The sequence below is a fragment of the Candidatus Azobacteroides pseudotrichonymphae genomovar. CFP2 genome (genome assembly GCF_000010645.1).
GTDB classification, from domain to species: domain Bacteria; phylum Bacteroidota; class Bacteroidia; order Bacteroidales; family Azobacteroidaceae; genus Azobacteroides; species Azobacteroides pseudotrichonymphae.
In genome coordinates this window covers 378,483-401,601 of sequence record NC_011565.1, presented here as the reverse complement: position 1 = coordinate 401,601, position 23,119 = coordinate 378,483, and the positions used below count along the sequence as shown (strand labels likewise).

Sequence of the window (23,119 nt, the reverse complement as noted above, 5' to 3'; positions counted from 1 at the left end):
ACTCCACTTACAAAATCACTTATAATATCTTATATGCACTCGAAAGGCGAGTTTAGTACAAAATATCAAAGCTTTGCTTTTGCCCTCTCAATATTTTTTTCAATAGCATTAGTTTCTAAAAATTGGGGGTAATTAATCTTAATAGTTTTATAAATCTCTAAAGCTGATTTATAATCTTTCAAACTTTCATAAGCAATAGCAGCTTTTTTTAGATAAATAGGACTTAACGATGAGCTACAAGCTTTAATTGCTGCTTTTTGAAAAAAAACGATTCCTTCTTTTATATTGCCCAAATTAACTTCGCAATCACCAATAGCTCCAATTATTTGTGAAGCAAATAACTGGTCTTTATTACTATAACTCTTTAAAATTTTAAGAGATTCTTTATAATTCCCCAGTTGATATTGGCAAATTCCTGCATAAGCTTTTGCCAAGTTAGCAGATTTAGTTCCTCTAAACTCTTCTATTATACCTAAAAAACCAATGTAATTAGTACTATCTCCATTCAAAGCAATTCCCCATTGTTGATTGCTAAAATAGTTCTGACCAGAGAAAAAAGCAATTTCCGCACTCTTCTCACGAGAAATAAGGTAGCTCTCATAAAAAATAATAGAACTCACTACAATTACAATAATTACTACCATAATTATAAAAATTCGTTTGAAATATTTTCCTAAAAACCAACCTGTTTTTAAAAAAAAATCACTGACCTCCTTCTTTGTACTAAAAAAATTGTTAGTCTCCGTTTCTTTTCCCATAGTTCAATAAATACACACAAAAATAATCAGCATCCTGTATTTTTCAATGTATATAATTTCAAAATTATATCATTTACATGTATCAAATACATCTCTCACATTCTTTCTCCCAAATTTAATTTAAATTTAATTAATGAATAAATTATACATTTTCACTTACTATTTCGTTTCAGTAATCAATAGAAACAAACTGGAAAATCAGTCATTCATCTCTTCCCGAAAGAAAAAATCTCTTATTCTTTCTTTTCGTAAAATTCTCAATATAGAAAGAAACTCTTTCATAGCCCCTATAGTCTCTCAATAGCATTAAATTTGCAGAATTACATTTCAAAATTTTGCAAAATTTTTATAGAAAACGTTATTGCTAATGTATGAATCCACAAAGCGTTATAAAAATTTCTTAGTTTTTAGTAATCAGTATTTAAGTTAAAAAAATCTGAATGAAATTTCTTTTTATAATTCAAGGAGAAGGTAGAGGACACCTAATGCAATCTATAGCCTTAAAAGACATATTAAATAAAAATGGACATAAAGTAGTTTCTGCACTCATAGGAAAAAGCAAACGTAGAGAATTGCCAGATTTCTTTACAAAAAGAATAAATGTTCCAATAGAATATTTTAATAGCCCTAATTTTTTACCAAGTACGAAACATAAAAAAGCAAATATTCTATCCAGTACAATTTATAACCTATTCAAATTACCTACTTACTTTATAAGTATCTATTTCATTCGCAATAAAATTAAAAGATTAAATGTGGATGTTGTAATCAATTTCTACGAAATAATAGTTGGTTTAACCTATGCTATATTTCCTATTAAGACTCCTTATGTAAGTATAGCTCATCAATATCTTTTATTACACCCCGAATATAAATTCCCATCAGGGAACAAATTAGAATTAACATTGTTAAGATTTTTCACTCAACTCACTTGTATAAAATCATCCGTCCTATTCGCACTATCTATAAAAAAAAGAAAAAATCCACCAAAAAGCCGGATTATCATTGTTCCTCCCTTATTAAGAGAAGAAATATTCCAATGCTTTCCAACAAAATGCGATTATTTACACGGTTATATACTAAACGACAACCTTGCCAATGAAATTATTGAATATCAGAAAAAATATCCCTACGTACATCTACATTTTTTTTGGGATAAAAAAAATACCCCTAAAAAAACTATTATAAACAAGTTTTTAACTTTTCACACTTTAAACGACAAATTATTTATCAAATATATGACAAGATGTAAGGCTTATGCTACTACTGCCGGTTTTGAATCTATTTGTGAAGCCATGTATCTAGGCAAACCCATATTAATGGTACCTACCCATATAGAACAATCTTGTAATGCCTATGAGGCATTCCTTGCAGGAGCAGGAATAATATCCAATTATTTTGATCTAAAAAAACTAATAGACTACATCCCAAAACACAAAGAAAATATTGAATTCCGCATTTGGGTACAACATTCAGAAAAATATTGGACAAAAGAATTAGACAAATTTACATCCACCTTGCAAAGGGAAAAATAAATCTATTTTACCCTTTCTACATAAGAACCATTGCGTGTATCTACTTTTATTTTATCTCCTTTATTAATGAAAAGGGGGACACGTATGGAAGCTCCAGTTTCTATTGTAGCAAGTTTAGTCGCATTAGTAGCCGTATCTCCCTTAATACCTGGTTCAGTATAAATAACTGTCAAAACTGCATGAATAGGAATCTCTGCGAATAAAATAGTCTCAGAATCTGCATGGACAACTATTTCTACCATATCACCTTCCTTCAAAAAATCTACACCCACAATATTATTTCGTTCAACAAATACTTGTTCGAATGTCTCATTTTGCATAAAATGATAAATCATATCATCCTGATAAAGAAACAGATATAAACGACGTTCTATCCGAACTTCATCTATTTTTACCCCAGCATTAAACGTTTTTTCAATTACCCGGCCAGTAGTCACACTTTTAAGTTTTGTACGCACAAAGGCTGGACCTTTACCTGGTTTCACATGCAAAAACTCTACTATATAATAGTATCGACCTTCCAAATTAAGACACATACCACTTTTAAAATCAGCTGTAGTTGCCATTCAAATACTACTATATTTTATTTTTCTATTTTTCGATTAAATTGTCTCTGTACTTCACAAAAGTAGAAAAAATAATTACTATCAACATAAAAACATTTACTTATCACTAATATTCAAATCACGAAAGAAATATAAATACTCTCATTTTGTTACAAACAAAGTTGACAGAATCATCGTATTAACAACTTGTATATAAAATATTGATCAAAAAAAGAAGAGGCAAATCCTCCTATTTGAGAATCACCTCTTCTTTTGAATATTTTGAAATCCTGTAATAAAATTACATCATTACATCATTCCTCCACCTCCCATTGGGGGCATTGCAGGAGCAGGATTTTCCTCTTTTACTTCAGTAATTACGCATTCAGTAGTTAAAAGCATCCCAGCGATAGAAGCAGCGTTTTCCAAAGCTACTCGGGCTACTTTTGTTGGGTCAATTACACCTGCAACATATAAATCTTCATATATACCGGTACGTGCATTATACCCAAAATCATCTTTTTCTTCTTTAACCCTTTGAGCAATAACAGCCCCTTCCTTCCCCGCATTCTCAACAATTTGGCGAAGAGGTTCTTCAATAGCACGCTTTACAATCTCTATCCCCGTAGTTTCATCTTCATTTATACCTTTAAATCCTTCCAAAATAGAAATAGCACGTACATAAGCAACTCCACCACCTGGTACAGTTCCTTCTTCTATAGCCGCACGGGTTGCACTCAACGCATCATCTACACGATCTTTCTTTTCTTTCATCTCTACTTCCGAAGGAGCACCTACATAAAGCACAGCAACCCCACCTGCCAACTTAGCCAAACGCTCTTGCAATTTTTCACTGTCATAATCAGAAGTCGTCTTTTCTATTTGTGTTTTTATTTGGCTTACACGAGCAGAAATGGCACTCTTTTCACCCGCTCCATTTACAATTACCGTATTATCTTTACTTATAGTAACTTTTTCAGCAGTGCCTAGCATATCGATAGTCACGCCTTCCAGTTTTAAGCCCTTTTCTTCAGAGATTACCACTCCACCAGTCAAAACTGCAATATCCTCTAACATTTCCTTTCGACGATCACCGAAGCCCGGAGCTTTCACTGCGCAAACTTTCAAAGAACCACGCAAACGATTAACAACTAAAGTAGCCAAAGCTTCCGACTCAATATCTTCTGCTATAATCAACATTGGACGGCCTGTTTGAATGGTCTTCTCCAAAATTGGAAGAATATCTTTCAATACAGAGATCTTCTTATCATGAATAAGAATATAAGGATTCTCCAAATCAGCTTCCATTTTATCCGTGTTAGTTACAAAATAAGATGAAATATAACCACGATCAAACTGCATACCTTCCACCACGTCCACATAAGTCTCAATACCTTTAGATTCTTCTATAGTAATAACGCCTTCCTTTTTTACTTTTTTCATAGCTTCAGCAATCAAAGAACCAATAGTCTCATCTCCATTAGCAGATATTTTAGCTACATTTTCGATTTTACCAAAATCATCCCCAACAGCCCGTGATTGCTTTTTTAACGATTCTACTACTTTAGCAACAGCTTTATCAATACCACGCTTCAAATCCATTGGATTTGCACCAGCAGCCACATTCTTCATTCCTACATTAATGATAGACTGTGCCAAAACAGTAGCTGTGGTTGTACCATCACCCGCATTATCATTAGTCTTGGAAGCAACTTCTTTTACTAATTGAGCACCCATATTCTGAAAATGGTCTGAAAGTTCTATTTCCTTTGCCACAGTCACTCCATCTTTTGTGATTTGAGGAGCACCAAATTTTTTGTCGATAATTACATTTCGTCCCTTAGGACCTAAAGTCACTTTCACTGCATCTGCCAACTCATCAACCCCCTTTTTAAGCAAGTCACGAGCATCGAGGTTAAATTTGATATCTTTTGCCATAATAATTAATTTTTTTTAACTGTTAATAATTATTTTATTAAATAATAGCTAATACATCAGACTGACGCATAATCAAATATTGCATTCCGTCCAATTCTATCTCTGTTCCGGAATATTTACCATAAAGAATTTCATCTCCCTTTTTTAGAACCATTTGTTCGTCCTTAGAACCATTACCTACTGCGATTACCTCACCTTTTAACGGTTTTTCTTTTGCAGAATCAGGAATAATAATTCCTCCAACTGTTTTTTCTTCAGCAGCAGCAGGCTTTACCAATACTCTATCTGCTAATGGCTTAATATTAATACTCATAATTCTAAATTATTTTAAGTTAATTATTCTACTTTTTTACCTTTAGTAAGTCTTGCAAAGACCATGCCAAAAAAATAACTGACAATTTGTCAAATTCATATGAGAACACTAAAAAGACCATTTCAGATAAAACGGCCTTCAAGTCAAGTTTATATATAACCCACTTATTCGTGTCTTACATCATACAAAGTAGTCATTCCATATTCAGATTAATACGCCGAAACTCAATAACAGTCAAATCTCTACTTTGCCCTTTTAGATAATCATCGATAGTAATTTTTGGATCTTTCACAAAATTTTGCAACAGCAACGTATACTCTTTATAATATTTATTTAAAGCCCCATTTACTATCCGATCCAAAATTGCTTCAGGTTTACCTTGTTCTATTGCTTTTTCGCGAGCTATTTTCTCTTCTCTTTCTACAATCTTTGCTGGAATAGAATTCTTATCTACACTTATAGGATTCATAGCTGCTATTTGCATGGCTACATCTCTAGCTACTTGAGTCTTTACTATTACTTGGTTGAACCCAACAATAACAGCTAATTTATTACCAGGATGAACGTACGCTACTGTATAAGGAGCCTCTAAATATTCATAAATCCCCAATTCCATTTTTTCACCACTTATTCCACTACGCTCCGTTATCCATTCGCAAATTCTACGTCCATCTATAAATAGATCATTCAAATCTTCTATAGTTCTAGGTTTATTTTCTAAGGTCACACTTAGAATCTTTCTCACCATATCAACAAAATCCTCTCCCTTCGCTACAAAATCTGTCTCACACTTCACAGCTACAATAGAAGCAAAACCTTGCTTCGAAGAAGCAAGAACACAACCTTCAGAAGCTTCACGGCTTTCACGTTTAGAAGCTATTACTTTACCCTTTTTACGAATTACCTCCACTGCCTTATCGTAATTACCTTCCGCTTCTCTAAGTGCATTTCTACAATCCATTACACCTGCTCCAGTCATTTTTCTCAGATATTGAACATCTAACTTTGTAACTGCCATACCATTCTTTTATATATCAACTTAAAGAATCCTTCTTACTTCTACCTTCTATTTTCGTTCTTTTACGAAAAACAGAAACCGTCTTTTCCTTGTTTTCATTATTTATAGAAGTATCCATCATCCTTTCTTCTTTTCCCTCAATAATTGCATCACAAATAGCATTTAAAATCACCTCTATGGAACTAGTGGCATCATCATTAGCTGGAATAATAAAATCTATACCATTAGGATTAGAGTTAGTATCTACTATTGCAAATACAGGGATATCTAAACGTTTAGCCTCTGAAACAGCAATACGCTCTTTCATTACATCTACCACAAACAATGCAGAAGGCAAACGTTTTAAATCCGCGATCGAACCCAAATTTTTTTCCAGTTTAGCACGCTGACGAGTAATCTGCAATCTTTCTCTTTTAGATAAAAGGTCAAACGTCCCATCATGAGCCATTCTATCAATAACTGTCATTTTCTGAATAGCTTTGCGAATCGTAGGAAAATTAGTTAACATACCACCGGCCCAATGTTCAGTAACATAAGGCATTCCTACAAAGGATACTTTATCAGCAACTACTTGCTTTGCTTGTTTTTTAGTAGCTACAAACAATATTTTACGTCCAGATCTGATAATTTGCTTAATAGCCGATGACGCTTCATCTATTTTTAAAATAGTCTTATGCAAATCAATAATATGGATACCCTTACGTTCCATGAAAATGTAAGGAGCCATTGCCGGATTCCATTTCCTTTTTAAGTGTCCGAAATGTACCCCCGCCTCCAATAGCTGCTCGAACGAAACTCTTAACATTATTTAATCTCTATTCGTTTTTTCCTTCACTAACGTTTTGAAAACTGGAACTTCTTTCTAGCTTTAGGCCTTCCTGGCTTTTTCCGTTCCACCTTACGCGAATCTCGCGTTACAAAACCTTCACTTCTTAAAAGTGGTTTATCTTTTGAATTTATTTTTATCAATGCTCTAGCAATACCCAAACGTATTGCCTCTGACTGCCCCTTGTAACCTCCTCCCTTCAAATTAATTGTAATATCATATTGTTCAGAGACACCAAGTTTATTTAAAGGCTGTTTTACAACATATCGAAGTATTGAAGAAGGAAAATAAGATTCAAGACTACGTTGATTAATCAAAATTTTTCCCGAACCTTCTCTAACATAAACACGAGCTACAGCAGTTTTCCTCCTTCCTAAAGCGTTTACTATTTCCATTAATTATAATTATTTAAGTAAATCAACATCAATCGTTCTAGGTTGTTGAGCTTCATGTTTATGTTCAATCCCATCATATATATAAAGATGTTTAAGAATCTTTGCACCCAAACGATTTTTAGGAAGCATTCCTTTTACTACTTTTCTCAATAAACAATCACTACCCTTTTTCAATAAATCTGTCGGAGTAGCCTTTCTCTGCCCGCCAGGATAACCTGTATAAGAAAAGTATACACGATCAGTCCACTTTTTACCAGTTAAAACAATTTTGTTAGTATTGATAATAATTACATTGTCTCCGCAATCTACATGAGGAGTAAAGTTGGGTTTATATTTACCCCTAAGGAGTTTTGCTACCTTAGAAGCCAAGCGTCCTAGACGCTGTCCATTGGCATCTACAACAACCCATTCTTTATTAAGAGTTGCAGAATTTGCAGAAACAGTCTTATAACTTAAAGTATCCACTGTTTTTTTATAAATTTTGCATCGTAAATTATTACCCAATAACTTCAAGCAAGAAACCAAAGCTACGAAAGTACAAATTTACTCAAAAATTAAAGTAAAACTACTACTCCCAAATTTTAATTAATTGATTTTCAAAATATTTCTCTCTATTAAAAATTTAATTTGATCTCGAATAATAATAGATTGCCAAACGTTTTCTGCATTAGAAGATATAGCGATAGTAACATTATCATTTTTATAAATAGCAGGAGAAATAAAATCACATAAACTGGGATTATCACATACATTTGTCAAAATATTGTGATTCTCGCAATCAACTTTTATTATCATATTTAATGATTCCTTTTCTGTACATATATAAACCAAAAAAACATTTTCCAAATCTTTTGACTCATATTCTTTCCTTTTTTTCTTAAAAGATGATAACTCAAATTCTGAACAAAATTTAGGAGAAACAACAATGATTCTATTAGTGAATAGGCTTAAGATAGTAGCTTTATGAAAAGCTATTTTTCCTCCCCCCACAATCAAAATATGCTTTCCAGTAATATTAATAGAAATAGGTAAAAAAATACTCATCTTTTATGTAATCCACATTCCTTGTGCTCAGAACTTTCCCACCACCAACGACCTGCACGAATATCCTCACCTTTTTTAATGGCACGAGTACACGGTTGACAACCAACACTGGGAAAACCTCTTTTTTGAAGTACATTATACGGCACTTGATTAATCTCTATATAACTCCATATTTCCTGTTCTTTCCAATTTACTAACGGATTTACTTTAATCAGCTTATTGACTTCATCCCATTCTACCATTCGAATATTACTACGCGTTACCGATTGTTCTCTACGAAGTCCACAAATCCAAACATCCAAAGCAGATAAGGCCCGCAAAAGTGGTTCTATTTTTCTTATCCTACAACATTCTTTGCGTTTATCTAGACTTTCATAAAAACCATTAACACCATTTTTTTTAATATAAGCCTCAACATCTTCACTTTTTGGCATATATATATCCAACTTAATATTATATACACTATTAATATTATCAATTAATAAGTAAGTCTCCGGAAACAACCTTCCAGTATCAATTGAAAAAATAGTAGTTTCAGAATCTATTTTCAAAATCATATCTGTTAATACTTGATCCTCTAATCCCAAGCTAGAAGCTAAGCCTATACGGCCTTTATATTTTTTTAAAAAAAAAGTCAATAAATCCTCCGGTGATTTATCTACAAAACAGCTATTCAATAAATCTATATCTTCATGCATTTTGATTATGATTACTTTATTATCATTCCAGCTCCGACAGTTTCAAATGTATTTCCATCAATAAATATCAAACTTCCAGTAACACGATTGTTAAAATAAAGATCGTATTTCAACGGCTTAGAAGTTCTAATAGAAATTTGTGCTATATCGTTCATTCTTACAATTTTTTCATCAGCTATATTCTCCATTGTACTGATATCTACTTTATAGCTTACTTCCTTGATCACTCCTAATACTTCATCAGTAGTATGTCTAATAACATATTTAGTTCCAATACTCAATGGACGGCGATTAAGCCAACAAACCATAAGTGAAATATTTACATCAACTATGGGCAAATCATCTCTCTTTACAATCATATCTCCTCTACTTGCATCAATATCATCATTTAAACGAATTGCTACCGACTGAAGAGAAAAAACTTCCTTCAAAGATTTTTTTACATCATCTATAGCTTTTATAATAGATTGAGTATAAGAAGGCAAAACAGTTATCAAATCTCCTACTTTAAATGTTCCTGAAGCAACTCTTCCAGCATATGCTCTATAATCATGAAATTGTTTAGTTTGCGGACGAATAACATATTGTATAGGAAAACGAGCTGGTAAACTACTGATATTCTCCTTTAATGGAATTGTTTCTAACAAATGCAAAAGCGTATCACCTTTATACCAAAGCATCCTTTTAGAGTACTTTACTACATTATCCCCATCAAGAGCTGAAATAGGTATATAATATATTTTTCTCAAATTCAACTTTTGAACAATAAATGAATATTCTTCTATTATTTTATTAAATATTCCTTCGGAAAAACTAACCAAATCCATTTTATTAACAGCTAAAATTACATCTGGTATCTGTAATAGCGAAGCTATATAAGAATGACGTTTAGTTTGTTCCACAACTCCATTACGAGCATCTACGAGAATAACAGCAGCAGTAGCGGTAGAAGCACCGGTTACCATATTACGTGTATATTCTATATGCCCTGGAGTATCAGCAATAATAAATTTTCGTATAGGAGTGGAAAAATAACGATAAGCAACATCAATAGTAATACCCTGTTCTCGTTCAGAACGCAATCCATCAGTCAATAATGCCAAATTGACTTTACTATTACCTAAACGTTCACTAATTGCTTTAACGGAATCCAATTGATCTTTAAAAATAGACTTACTATCATAGAGTAAACGTCCAATCAACGTACTTTTCCCATCATCCACACTACCTGCCGTAGTAAATCGTAATAGCTCCATATTGGAATATTCACTTGTAACCATCTTTTTTTTTTATAAAAGTTTTTTTTTCAAAAATATCCAGTTTTTTTTCTATCCTCCATTGAAGCCTCTGAACGTCTATCATCGGAACGTGCACCTCGTTCAGTAACTCGAGAAGAGGCTATTTCATCAATAATCTCTTCTATAGTGTGAGCCCTAGAAAGGGAAAGTCCAGTACAAGTAACATCTCCAATTGTCCTACAACGAACATACTTACAAATAAGTTTTTCATCAGGCTTCAGTTTCACAAAAGGATAATAAGCAAACCACATACCATCTCGTTCAAAAACTTCACGCTCATGTGTAAAGTAAAGGCTTGGTAATTCAATATTTTCTTTCAAAATGTATTGCCAAATATCCATTTCTGTCCAATTACTTAAAGGGAATACACGAAAATGTTCGCCTAAGTGTTTTTTTCCATTAAAAATATCCCATAATTCAGGACGTTGATTTTTAGGATCCCATTGCCCAAATTCATCACGATGTGAAAAAAAACGCTCTTTCGCTCGAACTTTTTCTTCATCTCTTCGAGCTCCCCCCAAAGCAGCATCAAATTTATTTTTTTCCATAGCTTTTAATAAAGCCACTGTTTGCAATTTATTACGGCTAGCACCATATCCAATCTCCTCTCTAACACAACCCAAATCAATATCCTCTTGAACAGAACCAACAAATAACTTTACACATAACTTCTTAATCAAACTATCACGATAAACAATTGTTTCTTCAAAATTATGTCCTGTATCTATATGTAAAAAAGGAAAGGGAATAGCCGATGGATAAAATGCTTTGTAAGATAAATGTGCCATAATAATTGAGTCTTTCCCACCAGAAAATAATAACACTGGCTTCTCAAACTGTGCAGCCACTTCTCTAATTACATAAACCGATTCCGATTCCAATTCTTCCAGATGAGTTAATTTATTTTTCATTTATTATAAATTCTTTAGCATAATAAGATATTATATATTTTGCTCCCGCACGCTTAATAGCTACCAAACTTTCAAAAAAAATCTGCTTTTCATCAAAAAGACCCGCTTTAGCTCCTTGTTTCAACATAGCATATTCACCTGAAACTTGATAGACAACTAAGGGATAATTTGGAAAATGAACCGATATTCGTTGCACCATATCAAGATATGGTATTGCTGGTTTAACCATAATCCAATCAACACCTTCTTCAATATCAGAAGCCACTTCATCTAATCCTTGTCCAATAGTTCGAAAATCCATTTGGTGGGTTTTTCTACTACCAAAAGAAGGAAAAGAACAAGCTGCATCGCGAAATGGTCCATAAAAAGATGAAGCATATTTGGCAGAATAACTCAATATTTTTGTAGAAAGTTTTTCTTCTTTTAATCGTTGTCGAATAGAAGCCACCTGACCATCCATCATAGCTGATGGTGCTACAAAATCTGCTCCTGCAATAGCATGTTGATATGCCATTTCTGCCAACAAAGGCAATGTCATATCGTTATCTATATCACTATTATTTATTAATCCACAATGTCCATGAGAAGTATACCCACAAAGACATATATCAGTAAAAATTATTATCTGTGGAAACTGTTTCTTGATTGATCTCACAGCTTGACAAATAACACTATCAGATAATATTCCCATACTTCCTATTTCATCTTTTTCTTCATTAGAAATTATACCAAACAATAAAATTTTATCAATTCCTAAACAAATAATTTTTGAGATATCTTTAATTAATTCATCTACCGAAAATCGAAATACACCCTCCATCGAGGGTATTTCATCTTTAATTTTTTCTCCATGTACTACAAAATAAGGATAGATGAAATCAGAAACAACAATATCTACCTCAGCATAAAAATCACGTACTTTTTCATTTAACCTATATTGCCTAAATCGTTTCATTGCTAATCAATTTCGGATAGAATCTATTTTAAAAAAACTAAACAATGAACTAAACGTAGTTTTTCCTTTTGCAATCATTTGAATTCCAGAAGGTAACATTCTGTAAAGTTGTATGAAAGCATTTACTCCAGAAGGAGAAGAAAAAACAATTTTTTGAAAAAAAGACAAATCTACTTTCTCTGCTTTATCATTTATTTCATTAGTATATACTGGAATATCTATTACTTCATTCCCAAGTTGTTCCAATAATTCAGAAAGATATTTCAGGCCTCTATTCGAACGAGGAAGCAATATCCGCTTTCTTGTTAATCGCATAACTTTGAAATAATTAATCAACCCCTCTGCCGATTCACTTTCTGATTCTATGTCAGCATAAAATCCATGTTTATTTAATTCCAAAGAGGTTGCTTTCCCAACCGAAGCTATATAAACAGCAGATAAAACTTTCATATCTAACTTCATTTCGTTTAATGATTCAAAAAAATAATAGACACCATAACGACTAGTAAAAATAATCCAATCAAAAACACTTATCTCTTTTATAGAAGTATATAAACGTTTATTATTTTCTATCTTATTTATCTTAATTAAAGGAGTATGAATTGCATTTACATAACGAATACTAGTTTCATTGGAAGTCCCTGTTAATAATACTTGACTTTTACATGTTTCTTTTTTTTCAAATGAAACTACTTCACCTATTATCAATAAAATAGGAGTAGGGTATTTAATAATTGAATACTGTAGTTCTTTCAATGAAGAATACCAAATTTTCTGATTTGGTAACGAAACACTATAAATCAAAGCGACAGGCAAATCTTCCCTACGCCCTACAGCTATCAATTTTCTTGCAATCACAGACAGGTTAGCACCACTCATATAATAAACCAAAGTATCGGTAGTGGGAACTTGTATATTTTCTTCTGAATGTCCAGTTACAAAAGCAACAGAAGATGCTAATCCTCTATATGTCAACGGAATATGTGTATAAGAAGACATAGCAATCCCAGAAGAAATACCTGGAATAATATTTACCTCTACAAAACGACTCTGTAAAAAATCAATCTCTTCACGCCCATGTGCAAAAATCATTGGATCCCCCCCCTTTAATCTCACTACTCTCTTTCCTGAAATTGCTTCCCGGTAAAGAAATTCATTAATCTCACCTTGATGAAATCGGTGAACTTCTTTTCTTTTACCTACATACACTTTTTCTACCAAAAATCGAGAAAGAAACTCTTGATTTAATAAATCATCGTAAAAAATAATATCAGCTGATAACAAAGCCTTATATCCTCCAATAGTCAACAGATCAGGATCACCAGGTCCAAATCCAACTAAACTTACTTTCCCATATCTTTTCCGTATATCTTGTATACAAAACAAATTTTTAACATTCTTGTCATTTTTCCGTCCAACAATAGCTAAATTCCCTTGCAAGGAATGGGTTTCAAATGGAAGTATACAAGCTATGCGAGCTTCCATCCCTAATCGTATTAATGCACAAGTAGCTACAATTAAAGCATCTATAAAACCATTATCCATCTTAGCTATGCGTTCCTCAATATTTCCACGAATACTTACAACTTCCAAATCAGGACGAATCTTCAACAATTCGGTTTTTCTTTTTTGAGAACTCGTACCAACCCTTGCTCTTGGGGGTAACTGTTCTAATGTCAAATTATTTCTACTAATCAAAGAATCAGACTTATCCATTGCTTGAAATAGAGCAAATAACTCTAAATCATATGGTAAAGGATAAGGCAAATCTTTGGCTGAATGAACAGCAATATCTGCTTTATTATAAATCAATGCCTCATCCAATTCACGCGTAAAAAAATCTGAAATGCTTTCTTCTTCTAGAAAAAAAGAAGATACATTAGATATATCAAACAAGGCAACATGTTTATTCTTATCTCCAAACGATTCTATAGTTATTAACTGATAATCAATATTCGGAAAAAATGAGAAGACTTCCTTCACTTGAAGCAATGAAAGAGGACTGTTCCTACTAATAACCCTTAAATTTCCTTTTGAAAACTTAGAAGTATCCATACATCTATAAAGCAAAATGTTATTTGTAGTATCTACCAGTTTCACAACACATTTTAAAAAAAATGAAATTATATTCAAAAATTATTCACTTACGAAAATTAGAAATAATACATTTTCCTAATTTATCTTATTCCTTGACAACCTACCAACTGCAAGCCTCCCACTGAGGCTTAATAATAAAACAATAATTGTAAGTAGTAAAGCTGCAGCATAAGCATGCTCCCGAACTTCAGGAATAGGACTACTTAATTGAAAGAAAACTGATAAAGGAAGTGTAGCGGCTTGATCTCTCCAAGGAACCACTGGAATATTATCCGTAAAACCAGCTGTAAACATTACCCCAGCAGTATCACCTATGGCACGTCCTATAGAAAGAAGTGTAGCAGTAATAATTCCAGGAGCAATTTGACGTCCTATTATCATGCCTGCTTCCGATTTGGTAGCTCCAAGAGAATAAATTGAATCTAATAAATCCTTTGATACAGATTTAGCCACTTCGTCCATTGATCGAACAAATATTGGAATAACTAAAAGTGTTATAACCAAAATACCACCTAATAAGGATGCTTTCAATCCAAAAAACGTCATAATAATAAAAGCGAAAGCTCCATAAACGATAGAAGGAATGCCATAGAGAACATCAAACGAAAGACGTATAAAATAAGATAACTTTGAATCTTTGGGTAAAAAAACATTTATGTAAAAAATAACATGAACACTAACAACTAAACCCACTATAGTAGAGCCTGATACAATCAGCAATGAACCAACAATAGCATTTAAAATACCACCTCCACCATCTAAATAAAATCCACCACTAGGTAACTTAGTTATCATATCCCACGACAAAGCAGGCAACCCTCTAGTCAAAATTATCCAAATGATACTTCCAACAAAAGCAAATACAATCATTGTAGATATCACCATTAATCCATTAAAAAACTTTTCTTCTATAAATTTCAGTTTCATAATCTAAGTGATCTTTCTATACGTTGGAGAGCCAAACGAGATATAACATTAAAAATAAATATGATGATAAACATTATTAATGCAGCAAACATCAATGCCGATTCATACATCGGTACCGACATCATTTCACCAAAATTATTTGCAATTAATACTGACAAAGGATAACACGAATCAAATAATGACTTGGGATTTTTCACAACACTACCACAAACCATAAGTACGGCTATCGTTTCACCAAAAGCTTTTGATATGGCAAGCATAACTGAAGCAATGATTCCTGAAGAGGATTTACGTAAAATTACACTACGAGATGTTTGCCAACGTGTAGCACCTAAAGAAGCAGAAGCATCTTTATAACTCTCTGGTATAGTAGAAAAAATTTCAACAAATAAACTAACTAACAAAGGAACAAGCATTACACTAAGTACAACACCTCCAGCCAAAACTGTATATCCACTAGTATAATCAACAAAATAAGGACCCAAAACATTGGCAATAAAAGGAACAATAATTAGTATCCCCCATACACCATAAATAACAGACGGAATTGCAGCTAAAATATCCAATACCGGAAAAACAATTTTTTTTATCCATGACTTGGCATTTTGAGTCAAAAACAAAGCCATCAACAGACTAATGGGCACAGAAATACCTACTGCCAATAACGTCACATATACTGTACCAAGAATGAATGAATAAAAACCAAAATGACCAGTTAAAGGACTCCACTCAGAACTAGATAATAATTGCCATATCGAATTTGCTTTTATAATAGATACTGATTTGTAATATAATCCTACACCCATCATTACTAAAAGTAGAAATGCAAAAAAAGTCAAGCCTTGCATTACCTTTTTTGCAATTTTATCTTTAAAAATTCTACCAAGCATAACTAATTTTTTAAAAATATGAAAGTATATGATATTTTTGGTAGTTGATAATAGAAAATAAATTTATTGAATACATTATTAACTATTTGATTTTTTCAATCTCTTTGTCTAACTCATTTTGACTAAGACCAATATACCCTGTTTCAACTTCATATTTCTGTCCTTCAGAAAGAATATATTTAAGAAAAGAAATTAAAGCAGGACTAGTAGGCTTACCTTTGGTTACTAAATAAAGATAACGAGCGGGGGGAGAAGGATATCGTCCATCGTTAATTGCAGTAATTAATGATTCCATTGTTTCATAGAAACTTTCTTCAGGGTCTATCTTGCCATTTCCATTTACATCCAAAGGAATAATTGCTAATCCTTCATTGAGTTTTTTAGTTTTCCGATTATAAGCATAACTAATATTATTATAACCAATACCGAATTTGTCTTTCTGTATCGCATCTGCAATACCAGGATCACCAAAAATAGAAGTTGCCTTCAAATCCTCTTGTCTAGCATTAAACCATGAAGCCCATGTTTCAGCAGCACCACAGGCATCAGAACGAGTAAATACATGCACACAAGTTTTACTTGAAGTACCCAATACAGCTCCCCATGTTTTGATTTTTTCATTCCACAATTTCCGTGCAATTTCTTTTCTCAAACCAATTGATAATATAGCCTTCAATTCAGGATTAGCTACATTGACAATAGGAACAACAGCGTCTTTTGCCACAAGAATACAAAAAGCCCCATTTTCTACTTCTTGTGAATAAATCTCGCGAGAAACCATACCTACATCTACCATTTCGTTAAGGACGTCAGTCATGCCTTTACCAGCACCACCACCAGAAATATCAAAACTCACATCAGGATGTAAAATTTTAAATGTTTCTGCCCATTTTACCATCATTGGATAAAGAGCAAAGGATCCTGATATTCGAACCTTACCTGATAAGGTATCACCTGTCGTTGAATCTAAATGTTTTTTTTGTCCACAAGACATAAATGTAAGAAACAAAAAACTTACAATCAAAAGAGAATGTTTTTTTATAAAAAAAATATTATTCATCTGTCATCATATATTAAACAAAAGCCATAAAATATCTTTTAACAAGAATGCCATACTTCAATAAAACATTTGTAAATCAAACTCGAAAAATAACAATCAAAATTCGTTTTTCCTATATTATTCATACAAGGTTACTATCATTTGCATTACCAAAATTAACAGTAGAAATAAAAAATACTCTCTAAAAATATTATCACTATAAAAATCTTCCTTTCACTCTTCCAATGTCTGAAACTACAATGTCTGAAACTATTTATATTGATTTATCAATTATCCGATCTCACCTAATGTAATTGCACCAAATGAATCTTATGCCATCATCTTAAGAAGTATCTATTTATTCTCTAACTCGCAAACAATTCGTTCAGATTCTGCTAAATTTGTGATACTGGGATAACTTCCGCAAATAAGACATTCTCTATTTTTATTTATTTTTATAGTCCGGAAAATCATGCTTTTAGCATTAAAAGTAAGTAAACGGTTAGTTAATAGCTCTCCTGTACCGATAAGAAACTTCAACACCTCTGTTGCCTGTATTGTTCCTAATATTCCTGCAATAGTACCCAAAACACCTGCCTGCGAGCAAGTAGGAATAGAATTAGAAGGTGGTGGACTATGAAACACACATCGATAACACATCGTTCCGGGAAGATATGTTAATGTCTGTCCTTCGAACTGAAGAATACCTCCATGCGAAAATGGTTTTCCTGCTAAAACACAGGCATCATTTATTAAAAATTTAGTTGGAAAATTATCTGTTCCATCTACAATGAAATCATAGTCCTTGATAACATCAAAAGCATTATTCACATTGAAAGATTCCTGATAAGTAACAACTTTTACACTTGGATTAATTTGTTTAATCTTTTCTTTCGCTGATTGCACCTTTATTTTACCTACATCAGAAGCAAAATGAATAATTTGCCTTTGTAAATTACTTAAATCTACTACTTCTCTGTCAATAATTCCCAAAGTACCAATTCCTGCAGCAGCCAAATAAAAAAGAACAGGTGCTCCCAATCCTCCAACACCAATCACAAGTACTTTACTATCACCTATTTTTTCTTGCCCTTCTAAACCTACATCCTGCAAAAGAATATGACGGCTATAACGTTCTATTTGTTCAGATGTAAAATTCATCTTTCATCGCTTTTTTTTTATAAAACACAAGACTATAAAACTATTTTTTAGAAAATCTTTATGTTCTAAACATTTTCTTCTTGAATCACATAATAACTAAATACTATAATATAATCCATCACTTTCGTCATTCATTAGCAAATTAGCAAAATGAATATTTTTTCCCTCCCTTCATTCATTCTAAAATTTCAAAACCTTATTTCTTTTTAATAATTACCTTCCAATAATTTTCTATACGGTCTTGTTCTAATATTTGATGTCCTTCATTTTGTATTGAAATAATGACACTAAGATGACTATCATCCAACCATATTTCCAATTTTTCACCAGATTGCATCGATGCCAATTGTATCTTGACTTGTACAAAGTTCATCGGACAAATAACACCACGCAAATCTTTGAATCTATTTTTATATGAAACTTCTTTTATTTTTTCCATTTCAGATACCACCAATTCTACATTTTTAAAATGTAAAGAGTCATCCATGTTTCTATATAATTCTACAACAGCATCTGAAAGAGAGTAAATATTTCCCTTATGAATTACAAAATTCGATTGTTTATTATCTCTTGCTTGTTCCAAAAGACCATAGTATTTATTTTCAACTAATTTCTTATCAAGAAAATACTGAAGAAATAAATTGAATACATCCTCTGTTGTCTTTGGTTCTACACCCCTTGTTATTAACAACATATGTGAAGAAAAATAAATAATATCGTACAAATACTTATTTATCTTTTGTTCATCTTTTTCTGTCTCAATATTTTTTTTAGCATCATTAATATGATTCAAATCAACATTAATCATATCAAACAATCCCGAAGAACATTCTGTTTTCTTCCGATTGATAATATTAAATGGAATACTTGCCCCCCAATCGAAGTAATAACTTTTATCATCTTCAAAAGATGGTATTTTCTGATAATCATTCAACAACCGGATTGCCGTTTCTTTTCCTTCATTTTCCAAATAAGAAGTTAAGTTCTTATACTTTAATCTAACTTCCAAATAAGAAATTAACAAACGAACAACGTATTCTGGTATATCGCGTGCAGCAATACTACCAACTAATTCAGCTAAACGAGGATTATCACTCCTATTAGATGCTAAATATACTTGATAGCCAGGATATAGTCTATTGTTTCTCAATGCTTTTCCTGAAAATCCTATATCTGCCCAAAGCTGTTGACCACAAGAATTAGGACATCCTGATATATGAATACGCACAGTAGCCAATTTGTCCCACTCTGCCCTTGTGTTTTTTATTTTATCGCTAATAGCGACAGTTAACCCTTTCGACAAACAAATTCCCAAACGGCAAGTATCTGCTCCAGTACAAGAAATAATATTATTTACTAATAAAGGTTCTTGAACCTCTGGTAATATATTTTTAATCAGTAAATATAATTCTGGTAATGCACTACCTGGGATATTTCGCAACTGAACATTTTGCGTAGTCGTAAAACGAATTGTATCTTGTCCAAATTGAGAAACAAAATTCAAAAGCTTCTTTAAATTTTCTATAAATTTTTTATTCTTCAACAAAAGATTACCTAATGCAAAAGGAAGCAACACTGACATATATCCAATTTGTCTCTGCTCAATCACATATCTTTTCTTCCAAATTTCATAGTTTTCGTCAAGAAGTACTATATCATTACTAGGATCAGATTTGCTATATTCAATAGCTAACTTTTCTTTATGTTCTTCTTTCAGAAGAAATAAAGGAATTGTTTTTTTCAATGTTTCATAATATTCTCTTATAAGACGAATAGTCTCAATTTCTCCTAAATTATAGAAAATATAACGAATTCTCGCTCTATTTCTATTTTTTCGGTTACCATGTTCAGAGAACATCTTCTTGACAGCTTCACTCACAATAAACAGTTCACTTTCCGGAATAAAATTAAATACTAACCATCCAACTGCTGGTTTAGAACCAGCACCTCCACCTACATAAACTCCAAAACCTTTTTGTCCATCCTGAATCTTTGCAACAAATCCCAAATCGTTAATTGCAGCATAATCTACCTGCTTATCAGATGATGAAAAAGCAATCTTCATCTTACGAGGAAGCAAATAGGAATCTGATTCGGCTATTAACCTAGTTGTTAATTCTATTGCATAAGGAGTAGTATCAAAAACTTCATCATTGGTAATTCCACTATTATAAGAAACCAATATATTACGTATAGTATTTCCTCCACCACCTTTAGTGGTTAATCCTATCTCTTGTAATTCATAAAATATTGGTTGTATTTCTTCCAATTTCAGATTTTGTATCTGGATTTCTTGGCGTGTTGTAATATGTAATAAATCTGAATGATGCCTCAAAGCAATATCTATTATCCTCAAGAACTGTTTGGGATAAATCACACCTCCGGTTGTTCGAATACGAGACATATACACCTCATTTTCTCGTTGTTCATAGACACCCATTGGTACTCGAAAAGATTTAAACTCCACTGATCCTATCTTCTTCTCCCGATAGTCCACAGATAATACTCCAAAACGTTGAATATCTTCACTTAATGTGTCTGGTAATCTGTACATCATTGTTAAATACAGTTTTTATTTCAATAAAAAAAAGAAAATCATATTAGAGAAAATCATATTAGATTGAATAATAAAACTTTAAGCTAACTGAATATACCTGATAAATATTGTTTGGTTAACTCTTCTTTCGGATGTTCAAGCAAATCTTTAGCAGAACCCATTTCAATAATTTTTCCCATATAAACAAAAATTACAAAATCAGCCATCTTTAACGCTTGTCTTAAAGTATGGGTTACTAAGATAATACCATACTTCTTTTTAAGTTCAACAAACAAATCTTCTACTAAACGACTGGAAATAGGATCCAATGCCGAAGTAGACTCATCTCCCAAAATAAACTCTGGCTGAACTGCCAAACCTCTTGCTAAACACAAACGTTGTTGTTGCCCAATAGACAAAGAAGACGCTGATTCTTTCAAGCGATCTTTTACCTCATCCCACATACCAACCAAACGCAAATTAGTTTCGACAATTTCTTTTAATTCATTTTTTTTACGAATACCATGAATTCTACAACCGTACGCAACATTGTCAAATATAGACATAGGTAAAGGTGTAGGACGTTGAGCTATTAAACCAATTTTTTTTCGTATATGTGTAACTTCTACATCTTTCCCAAAAAGATCTTCTCCATCCACATAGACATGTCCATCTATTTCTACACCTGCTATGTTGTCATTAAGACGATTAAGTGTTTTTAGTAAGGTTGATTTACCACAACCTGAGTGGCCAATGATACAAGTAATTTTTCTATCCGGAAAATCCACACTTATATCTTTCAAAATATGATTGCCATTAATTCTCAGATTCAAATGACGTACACTTATACCACGATGCCCAAAACTATCAACTTTTATAGTTTTTTTTTCTTCAGGACAAATCATATAGTTCATTAAATGAATCCCAAAAACTTTCTCTAAAAAAGAGAATAAAACATTTATAAACTTATTTTTGATGCTCATTTTTTTCTAAAAAAGTAAATGTATGGGATATTTTCTATTTTTATATTGTTTTTAACAGAAAATCTTCGAGTTGATTCAGATTGAAATCTGATTAAATCGCGAGATTTTTACAATCCCAATTTGTCTGACAACTTCAGCATTTTATTAATAGGCTCAGCGGCTTTTTTAATTGTTTCTCTATCAATAATTATCTCTGGTTCCTCATACTTTAAACAATTGTGCAATTTTTCCAATGTATTTAGGCGCATAAAACTACACTCATTACAAGCGCAAGTACTGTCGTTGGGAGGAGCAGGAATAAAAAACTTATCAGGATTAATCATTTTCATTTTATGCAAAATCCCAGATTCAGTAGCTACAATAAACTTATTTCTTTTTGACTGAGAAACATAGTTCAATAAACCAGCAGTAGAAGCAATATAATCAGCTATTTTCAAAATAGCTGATTTGCATTCAGGATGTGCCAATACTAAGGCATTAGGGTATTTTTGTTTTAGATTTAATATTTTTTCCAAAGAAAATTGTTCATGTACATGGCAAGCTCCATTCCATATAATCATATCTCGCCCAGTAATACTATTTATATAATTACCAAGATTTCTATCGGGGGCAAAAATCAATTTTACATTTTTTGGAAAGCTCTCTATAATCTTACAAGCATTTCCAGAAGTAACCACTATATCCGTTAAGACTTTAATCTCCACAGAAGTATTTATATAAGAAACGATTAAATGGTATGGATATTGTTTTATGAATTCTTTGAATTCACTTAGAGGACAAGAGTCTGCTAATGAACATCTTGCATTTATATCAGGAATGAATACACGTTTTTTGGGGCTAAGTATTTTAGCTGTTTCAGCCATAAAATGTACCCCACAAAGTATAATTACATCAGCATTTGTTTGCGAAGCTAAACGTGCTAAAGCCAAACTATCACCTACGTAGTCGGCAATTTCTTGAATAGAATTGTTTTGGTAATAATGAGATAAAATAATTGCGTTTTTCTTTCTTTTCAGATCACAGATAGATTGAATTAAGGAAAGGTTATTAATCATTGTATTTATTTTTATTCAATTCTAATTTAAAAATATATTATAAATAATAATATATAAACATATTTTCTGTTAGAAGGTATAAAAAGTTAAAAACTTTTTATTTATTACTATGAATATAGTATGAATAACGTTCATAACAACTTTAAAATGAAAAATTTATCTTTTAGAATTTTCATTCTATACGAATAAAATATTCT

At 32.1% G+C, this 23,119-nt stretch carries 22 protein-coding genes; 1 reads left to right on the top strand and 21 read right to left on the bottom strand.

Features of this window, described 5'->3' with window-relative positions; translation table 11 throughout:
- Positions 1 to 65: 65 nt before the first annotated feature.
- Complete coding sequence (locus CFPG_RS01680) at positions 66 to 758, bottom strand: tetratricopeptide repeat protein (protein ID WP_012573316.1); 693 nt, start codon at positions 756 to 758, stop codon at positions 66 to 68.
- Between the two features lie 440 nt (positions 759 to 1,198).
- Between CFPG_RS01680 and CFPG_RS01675 the strand changes: the two genes are divergently transcribed.
- On the top strand, positions 1,199 to 2,293 hold the full coding sequence (locus CFPG_RS01675) for a glycosyltransferase family protein (RefSeq protein ID WP_012573315.1): 1,095 nt from the start codon (positions 1,199 to 1,201) through the stop codon (positions 2,291 to 2,293).
- Positions 2,294 to 2,295: 2 nt separating this feature from the next.
- On the opposite strand, the gene efp is transcribed toward CFPG_RS01675, so the two are convergent.
- The 20 genes from efp to nadA all read right to left on the bottom strand — a co-directional run bounded on the left by efp (position 2,296) and on the right by nadA (position 22,922).
- Positions 2,296 to 2,859: an elongation factor P gene (efp, locus tag CFPG_RS01670; RefSeq protein ID WP_012573314.1), complete on the bottom strand. Its 564-nt coding sequence runs from the start codon at positions 2,857 to 2,859 to the stop codon at positions 2,296 to 2,298.
- A 288-nt stretch (positions 2,860 to 3,147) separates the two neighbouring features.
- Positions 3,148 to 4,776: a chaperonin GroEL gene (gene groL, locus CFPG_RS01665; protein WP_012573313.1), complete on the bottom strand. Its 1,629-nt coding sequence runs from the start codon at positions 4,774 to 4,776 to the stop codon at positions 3,148 to 3,150.
- A gap of 37 nt (positions 4,777 to 4,813) precedes the next feature.
- A complete protein-coding gene (locus CFPG_RS01660; protein ID WP_041572507.1) occupies positions 4,814 to 5,083 on the bottom strand; it encodes a co-chaperone GroES in 270 nt (89 codons plus the stop codon).
- Positions 5,084 to 5,282: 199 nt separating this feature from the next.
- On the bottom strand, positions 5,283 to 6,107 hold the full coding sequence (tsf, locus tag CFPG_RS01655; RefSeq protein WP_012573311.1) for a translation elongation factor Ts: 825 nt from the start codon (positions 6,105 to 6,107) through the stop codon (positions 5,283 to 5,285).
- Between the two features lie 16 nt (positions 6,108 to 6,123).
- Positions 6,124 to 6,912, bottom strand: a complete 789-nt coding sequence (gene rpsB / locus CFPG_RS01650) for a 30S ribosomal protein S2 (protein ID WP_012573310.1) — start codon at positions 6,910 to 6,912, stop codon at positions 6,124 to 6,126.
- Positions 6,913 to 6,941: 29 nt separating this feature from the next.
- Positions 6,942 to 7,328, bottom strand: coding sequence for a 30S ribosomal protein S9 (gene rpsI / locus CFPG_RS01645; protein ID WP_012573309.1), 387 nt, complete (start codon positions 7,326 to 7,328; stop codon positions 6,942 to 6,944).
- 9 nt (positions 7,329 to 7,337) lie between these two features.
- The gene (gene rplM / locus CFPG_RS01640; RefSeq protein ID WP_012573308.1) at positions 7,338 to 7,793 is read right to left on the bottom strand and encodes a 50S ribosomal protein L13; all 456 of its coding nucleotides are present in this window, start codon (positions 7,791 to 7,793) and stop codon (positions 7,338 to 7,340) included.
- A 120-nt stretch (positions 7,794 to 7,913) separates the two neighbouring features.
- Positions 7,914 to 8,372: a precorrin-2 dehydrogenase/sirohydrochlorin ferrochelatase family protein gene (locus CFPG_RS01635; RefSeq protein ID WP_012573307.1), complete on the bottom strand. Its 459-nt coding sequence runs from the start codon at positions 8,370 to 8,372 to the stop codon at positions 7,914 to 7,916.
- Positions 8,369 to 9,070: a phosphoadenylyl-sulfate reductase gene (locus CFPG_RS01630; RefSeq protein ID WP_012573306.1), complete on the bottom strand. Its 702-nt coding sequence runs from the start codon at positions 9,068 to 9,070 to the stop codon at positions 8,369 to 8,371. Before CFPG_RS01630 ends, CFPG_RS01635 begins: the two co-directional genes overlap by 4 nt.
- An 11-nt stretch (positions 9,071 to 9,081) precedes the next feature.
- Positions 9,082 to 10,350: a sulfate adenylyltransferase subunit 1 gene (locus CFPG_RS01625; RefSeq protein WP_012573305.1), complete on the bottom strand. Its 1,269-nt coding sequence runs from the start codon at positions 10,348 to 10,350 to the stop codon at positions 9,082 to 9,084.
- Positions 10,351 to 10,376: 26 nt separating this feature from the next.
- Positions 10,377 to 11,279 carry a sulfate adenylyltransferase subunit CysD gene (gene cysD, locus CFPG_RS01620; protein WP_012573304.1) on the bottom strand — a complete coding sequence of 301 codons (903 nt, stop codon included), beginning with the start codon at positions 11,277 to 11,279 and terminating at the stop codon, positions 10,377 to 10,379.
- On the bottom strand, positions 11,269 to 12,234 hold the full coding sequence (gene hemB / locus CFPG_RS01615) for a porphobilinogen synthase (RefSeq protein WP_012573303.1): 966 nt from the start codon (positions 12,232 to 12,234) through the stop codon (positions 11,269 to 11,271). The genes cysD and hemB overlap by 11 nt, the downstream gene beginning before the upstream one ends.
- A 6-nt stretch (positions 12,235 to 12,240) precedes the next feature.
- A complete protein-coding gene (gene cobA / locus CFPG_RS05265; RefSeq protein WP_012573302.1) occupies positions 12,241 to 14,289 on the bottom strand; it encodes a uroporphyrinogen-III C-methyltransferase in 2,049 nt (682 codons plus the stop codon).
- Positions 14,290 to 14,406: 117 nt separating this feature from the next.
- A complete protein-coding gene (locus CFPG_RS01605) occupies positions 14,407 to 15,258 on the bottom strand; it encodes a PstA family ABC transporter permease (protein ID WP_012573301.1) in 852 nt (283 codons plus the stop codon).
- On the bottom strand, positions 15,255 to 16,148 hold the full coding sequence (pstC, locus tag CFPG_RS01600) for a phosphate ABC transporter permease subunit PstC (protein ID WP_012573300.1): 894 nt from the start codon (positions 16,146 to 16,148) through the stop codon (positions 15,255 to 15,257). The genes CFPG_RS01605 and pstC overlap by 4 nt, the downstream gene beginning before the upstream one ends.
- An 82-nt stretch (positions 16,149 to 16,230) precedes the next feature.
- Entirely contained in the window at positions 16,231 to 17,208 is a 978-nt protein-coding gene (locus CFPG_RS01595; protein ID WP_012573299.1) for a PstS family phosphate ABC transporter substrate-binding protein, read from the bottom strand.
- Positions 17,209 to 17,541: 333 nt separating this feature from the next.
- A complete protein-coding gene (locus tag CFPG_RS01590) occupies positions 17,542 to 18,348 on the bottom strand; it encodes a HesA/MoeB/ThiF family protein (protein ID WP_012573298.1) in 807 nt (268 codons plus the stop codon).
- Positions 18,349 to 18,544: 196 nt separating this feature from the next.
- Positions 18,545 to 20,905, bottom strand: a complete 2,361-nt coding sequence (locus CFPG_RS01585; protein WP_012573297.1) for a sulfurtransferase TusA family protein — start codon at positions 20,903 to 20,905, stop codon at positions 18,545 to 18,547.
- Between the two features lie 83 nt (positions 20,906 to 20,988).
- Entirely contained in the window at positions 20,989 to 21,867 is an 879-nt protein-coding gene (locus CFPG_RS01580; protein ID WP_265348037.1) for a phosphate ABC transporter ATP-binding protein, read from the bottom strand.
- A 107-nt stretch (positions 21,868 to 21,974) separates the two neighbouring features.
- Positions 21,975 to 22,922 carry a quinolinate synthase NadA gene (nadA, locus tag CFPG_RS01575; protein WP_012573295.1) on the bottom strand — a complete coding sequence of 316 codons (948 nt, stop codon included), beginning with the start codon at positions 22,920 to 22,922 and terminating at the stop codon, positions 21,975 to 21,977.
- Positions 22,923 to 23,119 lie beyond the last annotated feature (197 nt).

Bases quoted from the DNA above. Each gene is read 5' to 3' on its own strand.
- CFPG_RS01595 (WP_012573299.1), bottom strand. From the start codon at position 17,208: ATGAATAATATTTTTTTTATAAAAAAACATTCTCTTTTGATTGTAAGT.
- cobA (WP_012573302.1), bottom strand. From the start codon at position 14,289: ATGGATACTTCTAAGTTTTCAAAAGGAAATTTAAGGGTTATTAGTAGG.
- CFPG_RS01675 (WP_012573315.1), top strand. From the start codon at position 1,199: ATGAAATTTCTTTTTATAATTCAAGGAGAAGGTAGAGGACACCTAATG.
- CFPG_RS01590 (WP_012573298.1), bottom strand. From the start codon at position 18,348: ATGAATTTTACATCTGAACAAATAGAACGTTATAGCCGTCATATTCTT.
- nadA (WP_012573295.1), bottom strand. From the start codon at position 22,922: ATGATTAATAACCTTTCCTTAATTCAATCTATCTGTGATCTGAAAAGA.
- CFPG_RS01625 (WP_012573305.1), bottom strand. From the start codon at position 10,350: ATGGTTACAAGTGAATATTCCAATATGGAGCTATTACGATTTACTACG.
- CFPG_RS01635 (WP_012573307.1), bottom strand. From the start codon at position 8,372: ATGAGTATTTTTTTACCTATTTCTATTAATATTACTGGAAAGCATATT.
- CFPG_RS01630 (WP_012573306.1), bottom strand. From the start codon at position 9,070: ATGCATGAAGATATAGATTTATTGAATAGCTGTTTTGTAGATAAATCA.
- cysD (WP_012573304.1), bottom strand. From the start codon at position 11,279: ATGAAAAATAAATTAACTCATCTGGAAGAATTGGAATCGGAATCGGTT.
- groL (WP_012573313.1), bottom strand. From the start codon at position 4,776: ATGGCAAAAGATATCAAATTTAACCTCGATGCTCGTGACTTGCTTAAA.
- pstC (WP_012573300.1), bottom strand. From the start codon at position 16,148: ATGCTTGGTAGAATTTTTAAAGATAAAATTGCAAAAAAGGTAATGCAA.
- rpsI (WP_012573309.1), bottom strand. From the start codon at position 7,328: ATGGAAATAGTAAACGCTTTAGGAAGGAGGAAAACTGCTGTAGCTCGT.
- hemB (WP_012573303.1), bottom strand. From the start codon at position 12,234: ATGAAACGATTTAGGCAATATAGGTTAAATGAAAAAGTACGTGATTTT.
- CFPG_RS01580 (WP_265348037.1), bottom strand. From the start codon at position 21,867: ATGAGCATCAAAAATAAGTTTATAAATGTTTTATTCTCTTTTTTAGAG.
- tsf (WP_012573311.1), bottom strand. From the start codon at position 6,107: ATGGCAGTTACAAAGTTAGATGTTCAATATCTGAGAAAAATGACTGGA.
- CFPG_RS01605 (WP_012573301.1), bottom strand. From the start codon at position 15,258: ATGAAACTGAAATTTATAGAAGAAAAGTTTTTTAATGGATTAATGGTG.
- efp (WP_012573314.1), bottom strand. From the start codon at position 2,859: ATGGCAACTACAGCTGATTTTAAAAGTGGTATGTGTCTTAATTTGGAA.
- CFPG_RS01585 (WP_012573297.1), bottom strand. From the start codon at position 20,905: ATGATGTACAGATTACCAGACACATTAAGTGAAGATATTCAACGTTTT.
- rpsB (WP_012573310.1), bottom strand. From the start codon at position 6,912: ATGTTAAGAGTTTCGTTCGAGCAGCTATTGGAGGCGGGGGTACATTTC.
- CFPG_RS01680 (WP_012573316.1), bottom strand. From the start codon at position 758: ATGGGAAAAGAAACGGAGACTAACAATTTTTTTAGTACAAAGAAGGAG.